Here is a 14,302-nt window from a genome sequence, read left to right as displayed (position 1 = left end):
GCCGCCCGCCGCTCAGGCGGGTTCGAGCAGGCGGTGGTCTTCGACGCGCACCGCCTTGCCCTCCGCCGCCGGGATACTCCCCGCCCGCACCAGTTCGACCGCCGGCGTCACCAGCACCTCGTCGCGCAAGCGCGCAACCATGCGCTTGTGCAGCCCCGCCAGGGTCGGCGCGGCGGCGGCAAAGACCTCGTCGCGCACTTCCACCTTGACGCGAATCTGGTCCATGTCGTTTTCCTGATACAGCTCGATCAGGTAATTGTTGGCGACTTCCGGCATCGCCATCAGCACCTGCTCGATCTGCATCGGGAAGATGTTGCAGCCCTTGATGATGATCATGTCGTCGGTACGGCCGGTAATGCGATCCAGCCGCCGGTGCGTGCGGCCGCAGGCGCATTCGCCGGGGATGAAGCGGGTGAGATCGCGCGTGCGGTAGCGCAGGAGCGGCATGCCGTCGCGGCCGAGCGTCGTCATGACGAGTTCGCCGGTCTCGCCGTCGGGCAGCGGTGCCCCCGTCTGCGGATCGACGATCTCGGCGAGATAAGCGTCCTCCCAGACGTGCATGCCGGCCTGCGCCGCGCACTCGAAGGCAACGCCCGGGCCGTTCATTTCCGTCAGCCCATACGAGTTGAAAGCCTTCAAGCCGAGCACCTCTTCGATGCGGCGGCGCGTACGTTCGGTGTGCGGCTCGGCGCCGATGAGCGCAAAGCGCCAGCCTAGATCGGCCGGATCGACACCCTCCTGCCGCAGGAACTGCCCGAAGTGCAACGCGTAGGACGGGATGATGTGCACCCCGTCGACCTTGAAGTCGCGCAGCAACTTGAGCTGCCGCTTCGAGTTGCCGGCACCGGCCGGCACTGTCAGACAGCCCAGCCGTTCGGCGCCGTAGTGAATCCCCAGACCGCCCGTGAACAACCCGTAACCACTCATGTTCTGAAACACGTCGCCGCGCCGCAGGCCAACGGCGTGCATGCAGCGAGCCACCAGATTCGCCCAGGCGGCAACGTCATTCGCCGTATAGAACACCGCCGTCGGCGCCCCCGTCGTGCCCGAGGAGACATGCAGGCGGATGAAGTCCTCGCGCGGCTGACAGAGAAAACCATCGGGATACCCAGCACGCAGATCGTCCTTGGTCGTAAACGGCAGCTTGCGAATATCCAGCGGCGAATTGAAATCCTCCGGCCCCACGCCAAGCGCGCCGAGTCGCCGACGATAAAACGGCGATGCCAGACACGTCGCCACCGTCCGCCGCAAACCCTCGGTCTGCAGCGCGGCCAATTCATCACGGGAAGCAACTTCAACGGCATCGTAAAACATGACAAACCTTTACGCGCGCCACGCGACGCCGCCGCGCGACGTCTGACAATGGCTGTGAATTCGGGGGGAGGAATCTGCCGCGCGAACGACACGGCAAGCAAGGCGGGGAGTATCCGGGCTGCGCCGGCACGGGTCAACGACGACACGCCGCCGGCATGCCGCGACGCCATCCCTCGCGCCCCAGGCCCGCCCGCCGGGCAAGCAGCACGCCCAGCGTGCACGCGACAAAAAAGCACATCTTTGGCGCCGCTTGCGTTGACAGGCAGCAATACGCCTCTCTATAATCCGCGCTTCCTGATTTTCGGGTCGGTAGCTCAGTCGGTAGAGCAGCGGACTTTTAATCCGTTGGTCGCGAGTTCGAATCTCGCCCGACCCACCACCCGATCAGCAAACCCGGTTTCCGGGGCGTTAGCTCAGCTGGTAGAGCAGCGGACTCTTAATCCGTAGGTCGAGTGTTCGAATCACTCACGCCCCACCAAGTTTCAGCTAAAGAAACAAGCAATTAGGCCAGCCATCGAGCTGGCCTAATTGCTTTCGTTGCCTGAAAAGTGCAATTTCGGTACAGTTTGCCTTCGCAAGCCCTGCCCCGAAGAGCTATGGCAACGATCAGCAAGACCCCCTCCGGAACGTGGAAAGCTGTCATCCGAAAGACCGGCTGGCCAACCCACTCGAAGTCATTTCGGACAAAGCGCGACGCCGAAGATTGGTCTCGCCGCACCGAGGATGAGATGGTCCGCGGCGTTTTCATCCAGCGCTCGGGCGCGGAACGCATGACTGTGGCCGACGCGCTGAAGCGATACTTGGACGAGGTGCCGAAGAAGCCTTCCACGGCCGCTGCGGACGCCCGCCGCGCGAAATCTCTCATTGCCAGCCTTGGCAAGTACTCGATGGCCGCGCTGACGCGTGAGATTGTTGCGAAATACCGGGATGACAGACTCGCTGGCCTCGACCGGAAAGACGCAAAGGGAAAGCCAGCCCCCCGCCCTCGTTCGCCCAGTACCGTGCGCCTCGATCTTGCACTGCTCGGCCACCTGTACACGATCGCCATCAAAGAATGGGGAATGGGGCTTACGCACAACCCGGTCCAAGCCATCCGGAAGCCGCCGCCAGCACCGGGTAGAACGCGCCGACTGGCTGCGGATGAGGAAGAGCGCCTGCTCGCCGCCATGGCAGCGCATAGCAATCCAATGCTAGGTTGGATCGCCGGGATCGCACTGCACTCCGCAATGCGATCTGGAGAGATCGCGACGCTACGGCTAGGCCAGGTCGACTTGGAGCGCCGCGTGGTGCGACTCGACGAGACAAAGAACGGCAGCGCGCGCACCGTCCCTCTTTCGGCGGAAGCCACTGAACTGTTCCGCCAGGCGATCGCGAATCCGATTCGGCCAAAGGACTGCGATTTGATATTTTTCGGCGAACCGGGAAAAGATGGGAAACGCCGACCGTACGTCTTTCAGAAAATGTGGCGGGAAGCTCGCGCTGCGGCCCAGATCGAGGATTTTCGCTTCCACGACCTTCGCCACGAATCTGTGAGCCGTTTGGTCGAGGGGGGACTGAGTGATCAGAAAACAGCGGCGATCTCCGGGCACAAGTCGATGCAAATGCTCAAGCGCTACGCACACCTTCGCAGCGAGGACTTGATCGATGAACTGGATCGGATCAGCGAAGCGAAGGCAGCCAAGGCAGCGGCGGCAGAAACCCTCACCAAGGCTGCTGGCGAGGCCGTAGCGCCCGCCACAGAGGAACAAGGCTGCGCACCTTAACGGCCAGTGCGGCGGCTCTGGCGTAGCGCTCACTTCCTCCGGGGAAGCAAGGGGCGTCGGCGCTTCGGCCGCACTCCCAACGCACGGTGCTTCTGATCTTGCCGGGAAAAATGCAGCAGGAGCAAACCGCCAGCGATGCCGATGGCGCCGATCACGATCAAGGCAATAAGGTCGTTAGACATAGCTTGAGTATCGTAGCGGTGAAGAGCATTCCGCCACAAGCGTTCCAGGCCAACGTCGGCGATACGCACACCGGGATGAAAGCCGTCCTCTTTACGTGGAGTGAAATCAAGCCCTGATCGCACCACCGAGACCTGCGCGTACTCATATAACCCGATATCACGATACCTCAGTCAATTCCTTCCAAACCACCTCACCTGACTTAAACGGCATGCCCCGACAGCCAGTGACTGATACGGAGACTCACCCAGCCCCCAAGCTAAGCACTCCGCTCAAGGCCGTCGCTGAGCGACCGGACCTCGGTCTTTGCCAGCACTGATGCCAATGGGCTAAAATCGCCGCTACCGACCAAGAGTCGGATGCCCAGAGGCCGAAAGCCAGCAAGCACTAGGAAATTAACTGAAAGTTATTAAAAACCGCCAGACGCGGCGAGCATTCAGTTCGCATGTCCGGATATGCAGGCTATGGGCTGACAGCCCAATTGCGGGTGGAAACGTAGGGAAAGCACATGAAGAACTGGATTGCGGCCGCACTGCTGGCCGTACTGGCGGGGAGCGCCATCGCGGGCTACGACGAAGGTCTGGCGGCTTACGAAAAGAACGATTTCAAGACGGCGCTGCGGGAGTTTCGCCCCGTGGCAGTAAGCGGTGACGCGCGTGCGCAAAACATCCTCGGCTGGATGTACGCCAACGGCCAAGGCGTTGCGCAGAACAACAAGGAGGCCGTGCGCTGGTACCGCCTGGCGGCCGAGCAGGGAAATGCCTCGGCGCAAAACAACCTCGGCCGGATGTACGCCACCGGCTGGGGCGTTGCGCAGGACTACAAGGAGGCCGGGCGCTGGTACGGCCTGGCGGCCGAGCAGGGGGATGCCGCGGAGCAAACCAACCTCGGCTGGATGTACGCCAACGGCTGGGGCGTTGCGCAGGACGACAAGGAGGCCGTGCGCTGGTACCGCCTGGCGGCCGAGCAGGGGGATGCCACAGCGCAACGCAGCCTCGGCGTGATTTACTACAACGGCCAAGGCGTTGCGCAGGACTACAAGGAGGCCGTGCGCTGGTACCGCCTGGCGGCCGAGCAGGGAGATGCCACAGCGCAATACAACCTCGGCGTGATGTACGCCAACGGCCAAGGCGTTGCGCAGGACTACAAGGAGGCCGTGCGCTGGTACCGCCTGGCGGCCGAGCAGGGAGATGCCACAGCGCAATACAACCTCGGCGTGATGTACAGAGACGGCCAAGGCGTTGCGCAGGACTACAAGGAGGCCGTGCGCTGGTACCGCCTGGCGGCCGAGCTGGGGGATGCCACGGCGCAAAACAACCTCGGCGGGATGTACGCCAACGGCCAAGGCGTTGCGCAGGACTACAAGGAGGCCGTGCGCTGGTACCGCCTGGCGGCCGAGCGGGGGGGATGCCACGGCGCAAAACAACCTCGGGGGGATGTACAAAAGAGGTCAGGGCGTGCCAGCGAATGTCGTGGTGGCTTACGCTCTTTACAACCTTTCTGCGGCGAATGACCCGTCCGACTCGAATCGAGCCACCGGTAATCGCAAGGCGTTAGCGGACGAGATGGATGGCAGGCAGATTGAGGCTGCCCAGGAACTGACGCGCAGGATGGCTCAGGGAAAACCGATGAAAGTGCTGGATGCCTGGCTTAAGACGGCAGGCACTCAACAGTCGGCGCGCAAATCAGCACAGACCGGCGAGGCGCCACCGCAAGGCAACGCCGGCCCCTTTCCGGCGCGCCCGGCCAAGCGGCCAGGCGTGGTGAGTTGTAACACCCGTTGCAACAATGGCGACTGCTACCGTACCTACGACAACGGGCGGCAAATTCACTTTCAGGCGAAGCCCAAGTTCAACCCCTTCAACAACCAGATGGAGTGGGATTCCGGCTCCTGCTGAAATTGAGCCTGAAGCTGGAGATAGCTGCTTCCTATTTTTTGACTTGCTACAGCGGGTCGAGCGAGGCCGCACACGAGCAGTGCAATGAGAGGAGGCTCTGACCGAGGTGCTTCCACCTAGCGACAACTTGGAGCGAACTGCGCAGCTCGGGGAGATTAGGGAGATCACTCCTTACTGCAAAGTGGCACCTATAAGTTCGCGTGGGTGACTTGCCCCTGACGTCCCGCACAGAAGCACGCTCTATGAGGAATCGCCCGCCCTCTCCGCTGCGCCAAAGCACGGTCTACCATCCCCCATCCGCCGCTGTTGTTGACGCGACTGTTGCTGTTGCTGTTGCTGTTGCTGCTGTTGCTGCTGTTGCTGCTGTTGCTGCTGTTGCTGCTGTTGCTGCTGTGAGCAAACGTTATCACCAAACGACCACAACCCATTTATTAACAAGGTCTTATAGAAGTCGGTTTGCGAAAAAAAACAGCAGTAACAGTAACCGTCACTGTTGCCGCTGCGTCTACTGCTGATGCTGCTGCTACTGCAACAGTTGCTGCTACTGCTGCTGCCGGATAGCGGCGTCAATTTCGTCGATTCGCTGACGCCTCACCTCGTCGCCCGCAGCCGCTGAACAGCCTCGTCGGCGAAGCTCCCCCTGGTGGTAATAAACCGCGCGGACAAACTCGCCCCCTCCCTTCATTGCCTCGTCGATTGCCGCCTGCTGAACGCTCAGATTCGGATCGCAGACAATCCGCTTTGCGAGTTCCGCCGGATCGGCGGCGAACGCACCTCCTGAAACAGCGGCAAACGTGAGGAATACGATTGCTTTCACAGAAACCCCTTTCTTCTGGTTGTTGAGCCGACGATTTGCAACGCTCATCGTTGTCCGCCGCTGACAACTGATGTCGTCGCGCTGCCGCGTAACGACAACGCATACTCATTCCCGGCGAGCTTGCCCTCACCATAGAGCGTCGCACCTCGACCGGAGAGGCTGAGCTTTCCGTGCTCAAGGGCTAGCACGTCGCCGGTTACTAAAAATGCCCGGAAGCTCTCGATGGTGCGCGTTCGCCGCGCGATCGGTGACGCCCACGTTCCGACAGCAAATTCGTCGACTTTGGTCACTGCCGCGTCCTTCTCGCTACCAAATTGAACGGACGGCGTGAGTTCCTTCGCCTCTCGGCCAAGCTGCGAAGACACGATAACGTCCCGCACGAGGCTCCTGCCTTCTCCCAGAACACGTTCACCGCTCTGAACCTCCGCCGCCAGCGCAACACGCTCAACCGCCAGGTGCCAACGCGGAGCCAACCAAACCGCTGCCGCCTTGACGGCATCGCCGTAGCGCATTGTTGGTCGTGAAGACAAATAGTCGAATAACGCCGGCGATAGGTACGAGGCCGCCAGCGCGCAAAGCCCCATCTGCCCAGCAATTTTGCGTACAGCTCCCGCGTCTTCTGAAGGTCGCCCATCCTTCCCAATCGCCACTTCACGCGGAAACTCAACCACGGGCATGCTGAGCAACCGGCCACAGGTAGCGGCACTGCTGCTGGCGGTCTCAGTCAGCGCGTCGCCCAGCAGAGTCACGAGTGGCGTGGTCGAGGACAGCGACTTTTCCACGTTGATCGCCACCCCTTGCGCGGAGGCGTTAGCGGCGCAGCAGAGCGCGATCAGAACCAAGGTCGCCGGAAATAGGGCTCGATTCGCCATTTGGGACACTCCAGTGCTTTGCATTGATAGTGATATGAGAGATATCGGAGCAAATCGACGGCCTCGGCGGCGTTCGCACCGAGGGGCGCGACGGGTCCATGAGAGTTGCGAACTCGCGAAAACTGCGCCGCCTGATTTCATCAATCAGATATTGGCAATCTGACTGCGCCGCCGCCAACGCCCTTTCGTACTCCGCCGGCTGCGTCTGCCACGCCAGCCGATTAGCTTCTGCGACATCGAAGCTGTCCTCATCGTGCGTTGCGCGAAAGCGGTCGATTGCCGGCCCATAAAAGTCTTTCGCAAAGCGCTCAATCGCACGCGACCATGGGTGTTCGACCCGCTCACAATTGCCAGCGTGCGAGCACGCCCACTTGTCGTTTTTTGCCTTCGCGGCTTCGAAGGTGTTCGCAGGGCCCGGAGGAGAGGCAATGCGGCGGAACGTTTCAAGGTCTTCCGATAAGCCCGAGCAACCGGCAAGAAGCGCAGACATCAGCACCGCCGCCGAAGACGACGTTAACAACGACTTCATGGCAGGTCCACTCCGGCCGCACGGAACATGTCATTCACGCCGCTCAGCTCGCAAAACATGTCGTAATGCGGCGCGGACCACACTGTCTGCTTGAATTGGCTCGATTTCAGCAGCAGTCCGGCTTGCTGACTGTGCGCCGATGATCGCAGAAGCTCACACGTTTCCAGGTGGTCGATCTTTCTCCACGCCGCGCTCATCGCTTCGTGGGTCGGTGCAGCAACCAGCTCCGCAACCCGCTTGCTATCGGCGAGAGCCAAGTCGCGGTACATCTGGTAGCCGACCAGCGCTTTCGCAAAATAACGCGAGCTGTCGCCGTTGTATCCACGAAGATTGCTCTGACTCTCACGTATGTCACGGTTTGCGCCCAGCAGCGCCGAATACATCCGAACAACCTTCACGCAGCCAGAATCGCTGACAACCCCCACCGCACGCTCAATCAACCCATCAGCGGTCGCATCGAACAGGGTATGGCGAGAAGCATTAAGGGACGAAAGAGGGTCAATGCCGGCCCTATTTGCTTCATCGCCAATTCGGCGACAGACGCCGGTGCGACGCGTTTGCTCGATAAGCCTTCCGTCGAGCTTTAGCTTTGCGAGCCGGGGTACCGCCTGACCGGGCGGAATTCCGCCGAACGCGGCGAGCGTACGCTCATCGAGCCGCACCTTGCCGGTGCCACTCATCACCTGGTCGGTGATCATTTTCGCCTCGGACTCGCTGAGGTCGGCAGGCAAATTAAACATTGACTGCATCGTGCTGGCGCACCCCGCCAGCGCAACCGATACCCCCACACAAATTACTACTGAACTAATCTTCATTTTTTTCTCCCTTGTAATTTCGAGTGAGTGGCCTCCGCGATTCGCCGCTCGATCTCGGCGACCTGCAGATGCGTGTCGTGGGTCAGATCAATCGTCATCGACCACGATGCATCGAGCATCACGAACTCGATTGTCTTTAGGCCAAGCGCGTTAGCTACGCCCACGGCAACCGACAGCCCGGCAAGGCGCAGACAAATCACTACGTCCCCCACGATCTCCACACGAACCGCCCCGTCTTCCGACGGTTGGCAAATAATCGACAGGTCTGTTACCAAATCCGGCCGAACCGCCACAATGGCGCCCTGTGACGGCTGCTGAAAAGTGATCATTCGCTCCTCCGGTAATGCCTCTTCGAATTCCGTTTCGCCCCCGTTCGCGCACCACATGACTTCCCATACGTCTTTCATGTTCATTCCTTTCCGTGTTTAGGATTTCTGTTCGCAACCGCGCGCACGAATCTCGTTGAGCCGAAAGCGGTAGGCCGCATAAAAAGCGCCTTGCTCGTGCGCAGCATCCTGAAATGCGGCCGTCCTCATGGCTGGATCAGGGTCGCACGCCACCTTCCACGCAAGCTCAGCCGGCCGCGAGGTGCCTGTTTCAACGCGATCAAACCGGATAGCTCGCCCCATGCCCTGCGACACCACATCGCCAATCAACTGCTCGCCATGCTGATCGGCAGCGCCGGAGGGCACGATGCAGACGAACGTCTGTTCCTGGCTGTTTCCACCGAGATTCCTGCAATAGTTGGCGTAGGTGTTCTCGGCAACTCCTTCGAGCGCGACGACGAGTGGCACAGCCCCATTGGTCGATACCGGCAAGGTAATGCGCAGTGACCCATCTGCTGCGGCACTCAACGTCACGGCACCAGCCACCTCGCGGCGAAAAGCAGGGCTATGCAAACCTTGCCCCCGAGCCGCGTCAGCAAACTGTTTAACAATCGCCGCGATCTGCTGCTGTGACGGGGGCTCGGCCGCAAAGGCCTTCTGCAGTGAAAGGTCGAGCAAGACGGCGGCGCCGAAGATGCAGGCAATCGCGACGCCTTTAACGGTGATCTGCATTGTTCTTTCTCCAAAAGATGGTTTTTTGTCCTACATAGGCATGTCACCCCGATAGCGAAAAAAAACGCTACGGGGGAGTTAAGAGCCCTACTTCCCTGCGCTCAGTGAGCTGGAGCCCGTCACCGAAACGTCATTGCTGATTTCCTTGCGTACGTCTCGCTTACGAGAGAGTGTCGCGTCGCGGCTTTCGCTTGCCATCGAAGATGCCGCCGCCGTCGAACTGACCGTTCTGCCAGACGTAGCCGCCGTACGGAAAATGTAACGGCGGCCGTCTATGTGATCAGCATCGAAGAATGGACGACCGTTGCGGCTGACGCTGACGGCACCGTTTTGCGACGTAAAGGTCAGGGGGCCACTCACCCAGGTCATCCCCCCTCCCTTCCCGTAGTCGACGAAAAAGCGCCCCTCGCCGACGGCCTGCTCGGCAAGATGAATGATTCGGGCCGCATCGCCGACGGGAAGCGCAACGAGAGAACGTGCCGCCGGGGAATCCGGCATTGGCAACAGTCCGGGCTTTCTCAGGCGAGGAAGGAGGCGCGAAGCGGCTTCATTGAGCGCGATGGCGCAGATCGCAGGATCGGCGTAGCGCCGGTCGTCAAATGCCGCCTCCCAACCGCCAGAAGAAGTGTCTCCGAAGAATCGAGTCGCCTTGCCAACGCACTCCCGTAAGGGGGGCTCGGCATGACTTGCGAGTGCGCTGACTACCCAATTCGCGCCCCCAATTTCTGTCGATGCCTCAGCATTCGCGCCGACATCTGTGCGCGACTCAACACCGAGCCGCTGCTCGCTACCGGTCGACTTTTTGAGGTCCAACGAACTGCTGCGATCAGTCGCCGACGTTGCACCGCCTTTCAGCGAAGTGCTGCCATCCGTGCTCACCGCAGCACCGCCCCCCGGTTCAATCGCGAGCGCGAGCGGCGCAACGGCGACGAGCGCTGCGGCCGTGAGAAAGAAACGGGCGGTCATTTCGCGGCCCCCGCTTCTTCGACGGCACTGCGCATTGCCGCGAGGTCTTCCTTGCTGAGTTCAGCGGACGCTTTGCGCGCCTGTTTAGCCTGATCCGCTTCAGCCTGTAGGCGCTTTATGTCTTCCGGGGAAGGAGCGAGAACCTTGCCGCCGGGGGAATTCCACGCGGACGCAAAGCCGTAGTCGAACCTTGCGTCGTCCACGCGCTGCTCGGCCTGCCGCACATCAACGTCAAGCCGTACGTCTTCCCTGCCCTGTATCGCCAAGAAGATGAGCAGGCCAAGGACCGGCGTAGTGAGCAAGATGCCGGTGAAGAGTGGTTTCATTGATACCTCCGTGGTTGTTGAACACACGTTGATTGTGTCCAACTCCTGGAAGCACCCAAATCGAGCAAAGGGGTTACGTGAACTAGCGTTAGCTATTCAGTGGCGGCTGAGAATCCCGGTCCGACTCATTCTCGGCTTTTGCAGCCGTTCGCGCATCCGGCCGGTCGGCGGCGCTGATGGCGGCCTTGGATCGGGTGAATGGGAAGTTCGGGCGAGGCACCTTGAAGACAGGCGCTTCAACGGCAAGCCAGGGTGTATGGCAGATGCGGCAGGGGCGGAAGTCGCCGTGCTATTCGACCCGGTGGGGGGGGATTTGGTGCGTGTGAGGGGTGAGTGCGAGAGAAGCTGACAAACTGATAGCCACCAAACACGAATCGGTTGCCCAACCCCATTGGCATTAGTTGTATTATTTCGGACGTGCCCGATGCCAGCAGGCTGGATTGCTTGGCTCGCACACTGGCTCTGCATGCCGACGGCAAAATGGGCGCGCTTCCATATTTAACTGACAACAATGTGAGACATGAGCCGCGAATGGATCGGTATCGCCCAGGATTTGACTGAACACGGGGTCATTGGTAGACCGTACGCGCAACCTAGCACGCTAAAACCAGCCCATGTTAGCCCCGTCGGATATCCGGCCCCACCGAAAAGCGGACGTACAAAAACATTCCTGATTCTCGCTGGGGTCGTTGCAGCAGGAGCATTGACGTCGCCAGGGAAAGCAATTGTCAGTTCTGTCGAAAAAATATTTTTATCTTCGCCATCAACCACACCGGCGCAACCTTCCTCTGAAAATATCAGCAAGCCAGCAATTTCTAACACCCCAGCAGTCGAAAAAGATCCCCAGTCAAATCTAGCAGAATCAGCTGCGCCTCAACATCTGGCGGATGAACCTGTCCTGAAGAAAAAACTGGTAAAAAAAGAACACAGCACAAGCAGTAACAGACCAGCGCCTCCTGCCAGTGAGAGCTTCACCGATATATCGCCCCCCGCTGCGGAGTCGGATGTTGATATCAACAAATACCGAAGCCTTAAAGGAAGAATATGATGCGTAAATACATTATCTTGGCTGTCCTGGTACTGAATAGCGCCGTCACCTTAGCTGCTGAATTAACTCTGTTCGAAATTCCTCTGAGTACAGCCAGCAGGGAGGATATTCAGAGTGCCATTGCCAACGCAGGGGGCAAGCTGAAATCGTCTTCGCGCGATATTGACCAGTACGATGCTAGATCAATTGGGCTCCCTGGTGCGACGCAATTAGAAGTTGTTTATCTGGAAAAAAAACTGGTCATGGCTCAATATAGCTTTCGTTTTGGCAAGAATCAAGAAGAACGCATGCGAAAAATGCTAGTTTCAAAATACGGGCAACCTTCTGGTGGCAGGGGCGACTTCGACGGTGAATATATTGATGATGGTAAGTACCGTTGGGCTTTCGACAACCGCATGGACCTGATCTATACCAAAGAATTTAGCGGAAGTCGCTTTCTCAGTTATGTGAACGTGACAGAGGAGGCACGGCTTGGCCGGATCATCAAAGACGCGGATAAGCGAGCAGCAGAAAAAGAAGCGGCCTCGAAGAAAAGCGTTTTCTGACGCTGGAAAAATGAATGCTCATCAATTGGCATGATCAGACAACGCTATACGGAATTGAAGTGAAGGCATATTTTTTTGATGGTGATGCTGTTAAGGACGAATCCGTTCTGGCAAAGAGGGCGCTGCCATTCTTGGCTGCAGCGAGGCCGAAAACATTGTTCACGGAAAGCGACCGGCAGAACTTCTATTGCGACAAAATCGTGGCCCAGCCCGATGCGGTTTTTGAACATGGGGATGGCTTGATATCGGTAGAATACAAATCAGTCGGTGGCAAATCGCATAACCGTGCTGACTGGCGACAAAGTATCCGCCTAAAGGACATGCTGCAGTGCCTGATCGCTGGGTACGCTGTGGCGCAGACTTACAAGAAACCCACAGCATGCGTTCTACGCTACCACAATGTCTGCCATCTCCTTTACCCCGAGGCCGAAGTAATTCACACAGTGTTAGGCCTGATCCCGATGGCAATGAATTACCACTCGGAAGAGAGGCGGATTTCCGCATCCCAGTTGGCGCAGTTTTCGATTGATAAAATTAGGTCTTCATACAGCCCCCCAGATGACGACAGAAGTGCTGCTGGCAAGGCCGCACATGAATCCTTGTTGCGGCGATGACTTCCACACTGGCGGCTAATTACGCTGACTCAGCGGCAAAGGAAGTTTTAGATTTCGTAGAGAGGTCAACCCGCTTTATTGCAGAAGATCTGCGATTCAGTGAAATTCAGTGCTCGGATGTCAGTTTTCGTGTCGAAGTCCTGCACAAAATCAGATGCAGCTTGGCAGAAAATACAACAGCTGGAAGAGTGCAACACTCCTCGGATGACTTGGTTGCAGCATCAGGTGCCGAATATAAGACGCTTTCCGAATCATTGCGCACAGAAGCAACTGGAAACCACGACGTTATAAGTAATTTAGCTAAAAATATCCTAGATGGGCATTATGGCCAATATATCGATGACACGAATTATGGCTCGTATCAGCGTAGCGTCTACTTCACCTACACCTGCCCGACATGCTCGGGCGCCGGCAATGTTACCTGCGACTCTTGCCATGGAAGCGGCAACCATACGTGCAGCCATTGCGGCGGCATGGGAAGCACCTCAGAGACACATTGGGAAACGGATCACCGAGGAAACTCCACATCAACAACGCACAGTGAAACTTGCACTTGGTGCATGGGGAGTGGGCACACAACATGTTCCAACTGTGGTGGAAGTGGTGAGGTCACTTGCAGCACGTGTAAAGGTCACAGCGAACTAACTGATACCGCAACCCCAGCCTATGTCGTGAACTCCAGATATTCGATCTGCGAGGCAAGTACAGATGATCGAGATGTCGATTACGCGCTTAGCGTGCGCGCGCACCTGCCAACTATAGATGAGTATTTGGCAAGCATTAGCAGTCGGAATATCGAAACAAGAGAGGAACTGCAGCAAATACTTGAGCAAGTTTCGTTCGCCTGTCCCTTTTTTAGGGCCATTGTATCTATTAATGGCAATTCCGGTAAAATGGTTGTATTTGGCGAGAAGTGCCTAGTTTCTGATGCCGGCTGTCTCATCGAGAATCTCGTGCGGCCAGACTTGGCTTGCCTGCAAAACGCGCTTTCACGGATTCGCTGGTTTGATATGCCGGCAATGTTGTATGCACAGAAAATTGGTCGCCTGTTTATGGAGTCGGAAGTCCACCAAATGGCAATCGAGTACGCGCCTTCGTTTGGCAATAGTCACGACGACTACAACGATATTGCCGACAGACTTGCAAAATCGCTGTCTCCTGAGTACCTGCATAGCGCTGTCAGCAGCATGGAACGCCTTACCTCGACCATAAACGGGGAAACCCAGCGGGCAGCTTGGACGATTGCGCTATTGGTCGTAGGGGTAACCATGGTCCACTTTGTGCTACTGGACTCATATTTCATGGCAATGGTAGCCGCACTTGGAGTTGGGCTTTTGTCGGGTGCCGTTAGCCAATTGCTGATCAAAATTCAGCTGCGTAGAACTGGAGCGCAGCGGTTAGAGGACTTTGCTGTACGACGCAAGACTCATCGACCAGGCTTGCTGGCACTGCCTTGGCGAAAACGACAGCCAAGCATCAAAACTTCCTCATCCTGATGGAGAGGTGGCGCCGCGAAACTGAACAGCCGGACAAGTGGAGTTTCTGCTTCAATGGGCG

18 protein-coding genes and 2 tRNA genes are annotated in these 14,302 nt (G+C 58.3%); 12 read left to right on the top strand and 8 right to left on the bottom strand.

Annotation, left to right across the window (positions count from 1 at the left end):
• Positions 1-12: 12 nt before the first annotated feature.
• On the bottom strand, positions 13-1,314 hold the full coding sequence (locus tag GHK24_RS05995; protein ID WP_153470568.1) for a phenylacetate--CoA ligase family protein: 1,302 nt from the start codon (positions 1,312-1,314) through the stop codon (positions 13-15).
• 303 nt (positions 1,315-1,617) lie between these two features.
• Here GHK24_RS05995 and GHK24_RS05990 point away from each other — a divergent pair.
• The 7 genes from GHK24_RS05990 to GHK24_RS13790 all read left to right on the top strand — a co-directional run bounded on the left by GHK24_RS05990 (position 1,618) and on the right by GHK24_RS13790 (position 5,771).
• Positions 1,618-1,693 (top strand) — tRNA-Lys (locus GHK24_RS05990).
• Positions 1,694-1,716: 23 nt separating this feature from the next.
• Positions 1,717-1,792 (top strand) — tRNA-Lys (locus tag GHK24_RS05985).
• 118 nt (positions 1,793-1,910) lie between these two features.
• Positions 1,911-3,077 carry a tyrosine-type recombinase/integrase gene (locus tag GHK24_RS05980; RefSeq protein WP_153470565.1) on the top strand — a complete coding sequence of 389 codons (1,167 nt, stop codon included), beginning with the start codon at positions 1,911-1,913 and terminating at the stop codon, positions 3,075-3,077.
• A gap of 86 nt (positions 3,078-3,163) precedes the next feature.
• Positions 3,164-3,376, top strand: coding sequence for a hypothetical protein (locus GHK24_RS05975; RefSeq protein ID WP_153470562.1), 213 nt, complete (start codon positions 3,164-3,166; stop codon positions 3,374-3,376).
• A gap of 389 nt (positions 3,377-3,765) precedes the next feature.
• Positions 3,766-4,770 (top strand): tetratricopeptide repeat protein, encoded by a 1,005-nt coding sequence (locus GHK24_RS13795; RefSeq protein ID WP_153470559.1) that lies wholly within the window; start codon positions 3,766-3,768, stop codon positions 4,768-4,770.
• Complete coding sequence (locus GHK24_RS05965; RefSeq protein ID WP_153470556.1) at positions 4,733-5,155, top strand: hypothetical protein; 423 nt, start codon at positions 4,733-4,735, stop codon at positions 5,153-5,155. Before GHK24_RS13795 ends, GHK24_RS05965 begins: the two co-directional genes overlap by 38 nt.
• A gap of 493 nt (positions 5,156-5,648) precedes the next feature.
• The gene (locus GHK24_RS13790; protein ID WP_277986408.1) at positions 5,649-5,771 is read left to right on the top strand and encodes a hypothetical protein; all 123 of its coding nucleotides are present in this window, start codon (positions 5,649-5,651) and stop codon (positions 5,769-5,771) included.
• A gap of 245 nt (positions 5,772-6,016) precedes the next feature.
• On the opposite strand, the gene GHK24_RS05950 is transcribed toward GHK24_RS13790, so the two are convergent.
• From GHK24_RS05950 to GHK24_RS05920, 7 genes are all read right to left on the bottom strand, one after another.
• A complete protein-coding gene (locus tag GHK24_RS05950; RefSeq protein ID WP_153470546.1) occupies positions 6,017-6,844 on the bottom strand; it encodes a hypothetical protein in 828 nt (275 codons plus the stop codon).
• Entirely contained in the window at positions 6,783-7,373 is a 591-nt protein-coding gene (locus GHK24_RS05945; RefSeq protein WP_153470543.1) for a hypothetical protein, read from the bottom strand. The genes GHK24_RS05950 and GHK24_RS05945 overlap by 62 nt, the downstream gene beginning before the upstream one ends.
• Complete coding sequence (locus tag GHK24_RS05940) at positions 7,370-8,188, bottom strand: hypothetical protein (RefSeq protein WP_153470540.1); 819 nt, start codon at positions 8,186-8,188, stop codon at positions 7,370-7,372. The genes GHK24_RS05945 and GHK24_RS05940 overlap by 4 nt, the downstream gene beginning before the upstream one ends.
• Positions 8,185-8,595, bottom strand: a complete 411-nt coding sequence (locus GHK24_RS05935) for a hypothetical protein (protein ID WP_153470537.1) — start codon at positions 8,593-8,595, stop codon at positions 8,185-8,187. The genes GHK24_RS05940 and GHK24_RS05935 overlap by 4 nt, the downstream gene beginning before the upstream one ends.
• 18 nt (positions 8,596-8,613) lie before the next feature.
• Entirely contained in the window at positions 8,614-9,246 is a 633-nt protein-coding gene (locus GHK24_RS05930; protein WP_153470534.1) for a hypothetical protein, read from the bottom strand.
• A gap of 87 nt (positions 9,247-9,333) precedes the next feature.
• Positions 9,334-10,212, bottom strand: a complete 879-nt coding sequence (locus tag GHK24_RS05925; protein ID WP_153470531.1) for a hypothetical protein — start codon at positions 10,210-10,212, stop codon at positions 9,334-9,336.
• Positions 10,209-10,538 carry a hypothetical protein gene (locus GHK24_RS05920; RefSeq protein ID WP_153470528.1) on the bottom strand — a complete coding sequence of 110 codons (330 nt, stop codon included), beginning with the start codon at positions 10,536-10,538 and terminating at the stop codon, positions 10,209-10,211. Before GHK24_RS05920 ends, GHK24_RS05925 begins: the two co-directional genes overlap by 4 nt.
• 176 nt (positions 10,539-10,714) lie before the next feature.
• On the opposite strand from GHK24_RS05920, the gene GHK24_RS13965 reads away from it, so the two are divergent.
• The 5 genes from GHK24_RS13965 (at position 10,715) to GHK24_RS05895 (ending at position 14,241) form a co-directional block, all read left to right on the top strand.
• Positions 10,715-10,864, top strand: a complete 150-nt coding sequence (locus tag GHK24_RS13965) for a DUF4113 domain-containing protein (protein ID WP_153470525.1) — start codon at positions 10,715-10,717, stop codon at positions 10,862-10,864.
• 194 nt (positions 10,865-11,058) lie between these two features.
• Positions 11,059-11,586, top strand: coding sequence for a hypothetical protein (locus tag GHK24_RS05910; RefSeq protein ID WP_153470522.1), 528 nt, complete (start codon positions 11,059-11,061; stop codon positions 11,584-11,586).
• Positions 11,583-12,131 (top strand): hypothetical protein, encoded by a 549-nt coding sequence (locus tag GHK24_RS05905; protein WP_153470519.1) that lies wholly within the window; start codon positions 11,583-11,585, stop codon positions 12,129-12,131. The genes GHK24_RS05910 and GHK24_RS05905 overlap by 4 nt, the downstream gene beginning before the upstream one ends.
• Positions 12,132-12,145: 14 nt before the next feature.
• A complete protein-coding gene (locus GHK24_RS05900; protein WP_153470516.1) occupies positions 12,146-12,745 on the top strand; it encodes a hypothetical protein in 600 nt (199 codons plus the stop codon).
• A complete protein-coding gene (locus GHK24_RS05895; protein WP_153470513.1) occupies positions 12,742-14,241 on the top strand; it encodes a hypothetical protein in 1,500 nt (499 codons plus the stop codon). Before GHK24_RS05900 ends, GHK24_RS05895 begins: the two co-directional genes overlap by 4 nt.
• The last annotated feature ends 61 nt before the right edge of the window (positions 14,242-14,302 follow it).

This window comes from Rhodocyclus gracilis (genome assembly GCF_009617575.1).
GTDB lineage: Bacteria > Pseudomonadota > Gammaproteobacteria > Burkholderiales > Rhodocyclaceae > Rhodocyclus > Rhodocyclus gracilis.
The sequence above is the reverse complement of the archived record's forward strand: the minus strand, read 5'-3'. Positions and strand labels throughout refer to the sequence as shown.

What these genes read in the sequence shown, in the direction of transcription:
- GHK24_RS05995 (WP_153470568.1), bottom strand. Translation starts at nt 1,314, where the DNA reads ATGTTTTACGATGCCGTTGAAGTTGCTTCCCGTGATGAATTGGCCGCG.
- GHK24_RS05980 (WP_153470565.1), top strand. Translation starts at nt 1,911, where the DNA reads ATGGCAACGATCAGCAAGACCCCCTCCGGAACGTGGAAAGCTGTCATC.
- GHK24_RS13795 (WP_153470559.1), top strand. Translation starts at nt 3,766, where the DNA reads ATGAAGAACTGGATTGCGGCCGCACTGCTGGCCGTACTGGCGGGGAGC.
- GHK24_RS05950 (WP_153470546.1), bottom strand. Translation starts at nt 6,844, where the DNA reads ATGGCGAATCGAGCCCTATTTCCGGCGACCTTGGTTCTGATCGCGCTC.
- GHK24_RS05945 (WP_153470543.1), bottom strand. Translation starts at nt 7,373, where the DNA reads ATGAAGTCGTTGTTAACGTCGTCTTCGGCGGCGGTGCTGATGTCTGCG.
- GHK24_RS05940 (WP_153470540.1), bottom strand. Translation starts at nt 8,188, where the DNA reads ATGAAGATTAGTTCAGTAGTAATTTGTGTGGGGGTATCGGTTGCGCTG.
- GHK24_RS05935 (WP_153470537.1), bottom strand. Translation starts at nt 8,595, where the DNA reads ATGAAAGACGTATGGGAAGTCATGTGGTGCGCGAACGGGGGCGAAACG.
- GHK24_RS05930 (WP_153470534.1), bottom strand. Translation starts at nt 9,246, where the DNA reads ATGCAGATCACCGTTAAAGGCGTCGCGATTGCCTGCATCTTCGGCGCC.
- GHK24_RS05925 (WP_153470531.1), bottom strand. Translation starts at nt 10,212, where the DNA reads ATGACCGCCCGTTTCTTTCTCACGGCCGCAGCGCTCGTCGCCGTTGCG.
- GHK24_RS05920 (WP_153470528.1), bottom strand. Translation starts at nt 10,538, where the DNA reads ATGAAACCACTCTTCACCGGCATCTTGCTCACTACGCCGGTCCTTGGC.
- GHK24_RS13965 (WP_153470525.1), top strand. Translation starts at nt 10,715, where the DNA reads ATGGCGGCCTTGGATCGGGTGAATGGGAAGTTCGGGCGAGGCACCTTG.
- GHK24_RS05910 (WP_153470522.1), top strand. Translation starts at nt 11,059, where the DNA reads ATGAGCCGCGAATGGATCGGTATCGCCCAGGATTTGACTGAACACGGG.
- GHK24_RS05905 (WP_153470519.1), top strand. Translation starts at nt 11,583, where the DNA reads ATGATGCGTAAATACATTATCTTGGCTGTCCTGGTACTGAATAGCGCC.
- GHK24_RS05900 (WP_153470516.1), top strand. Translation starts at nt 12,146, where the DNA reads ATGCTCATCAATTGGCATGATCAGACAACGCTATACGGAATTGAAGTG.
- GHK24_RS05895 (WP_153470513.1), top strand. Translation starts at nt 12,742, where the DNA reads ATGACTTCCACACTGGCGGCTAATTACGCTGACTCAGCGGCAAAGGAA.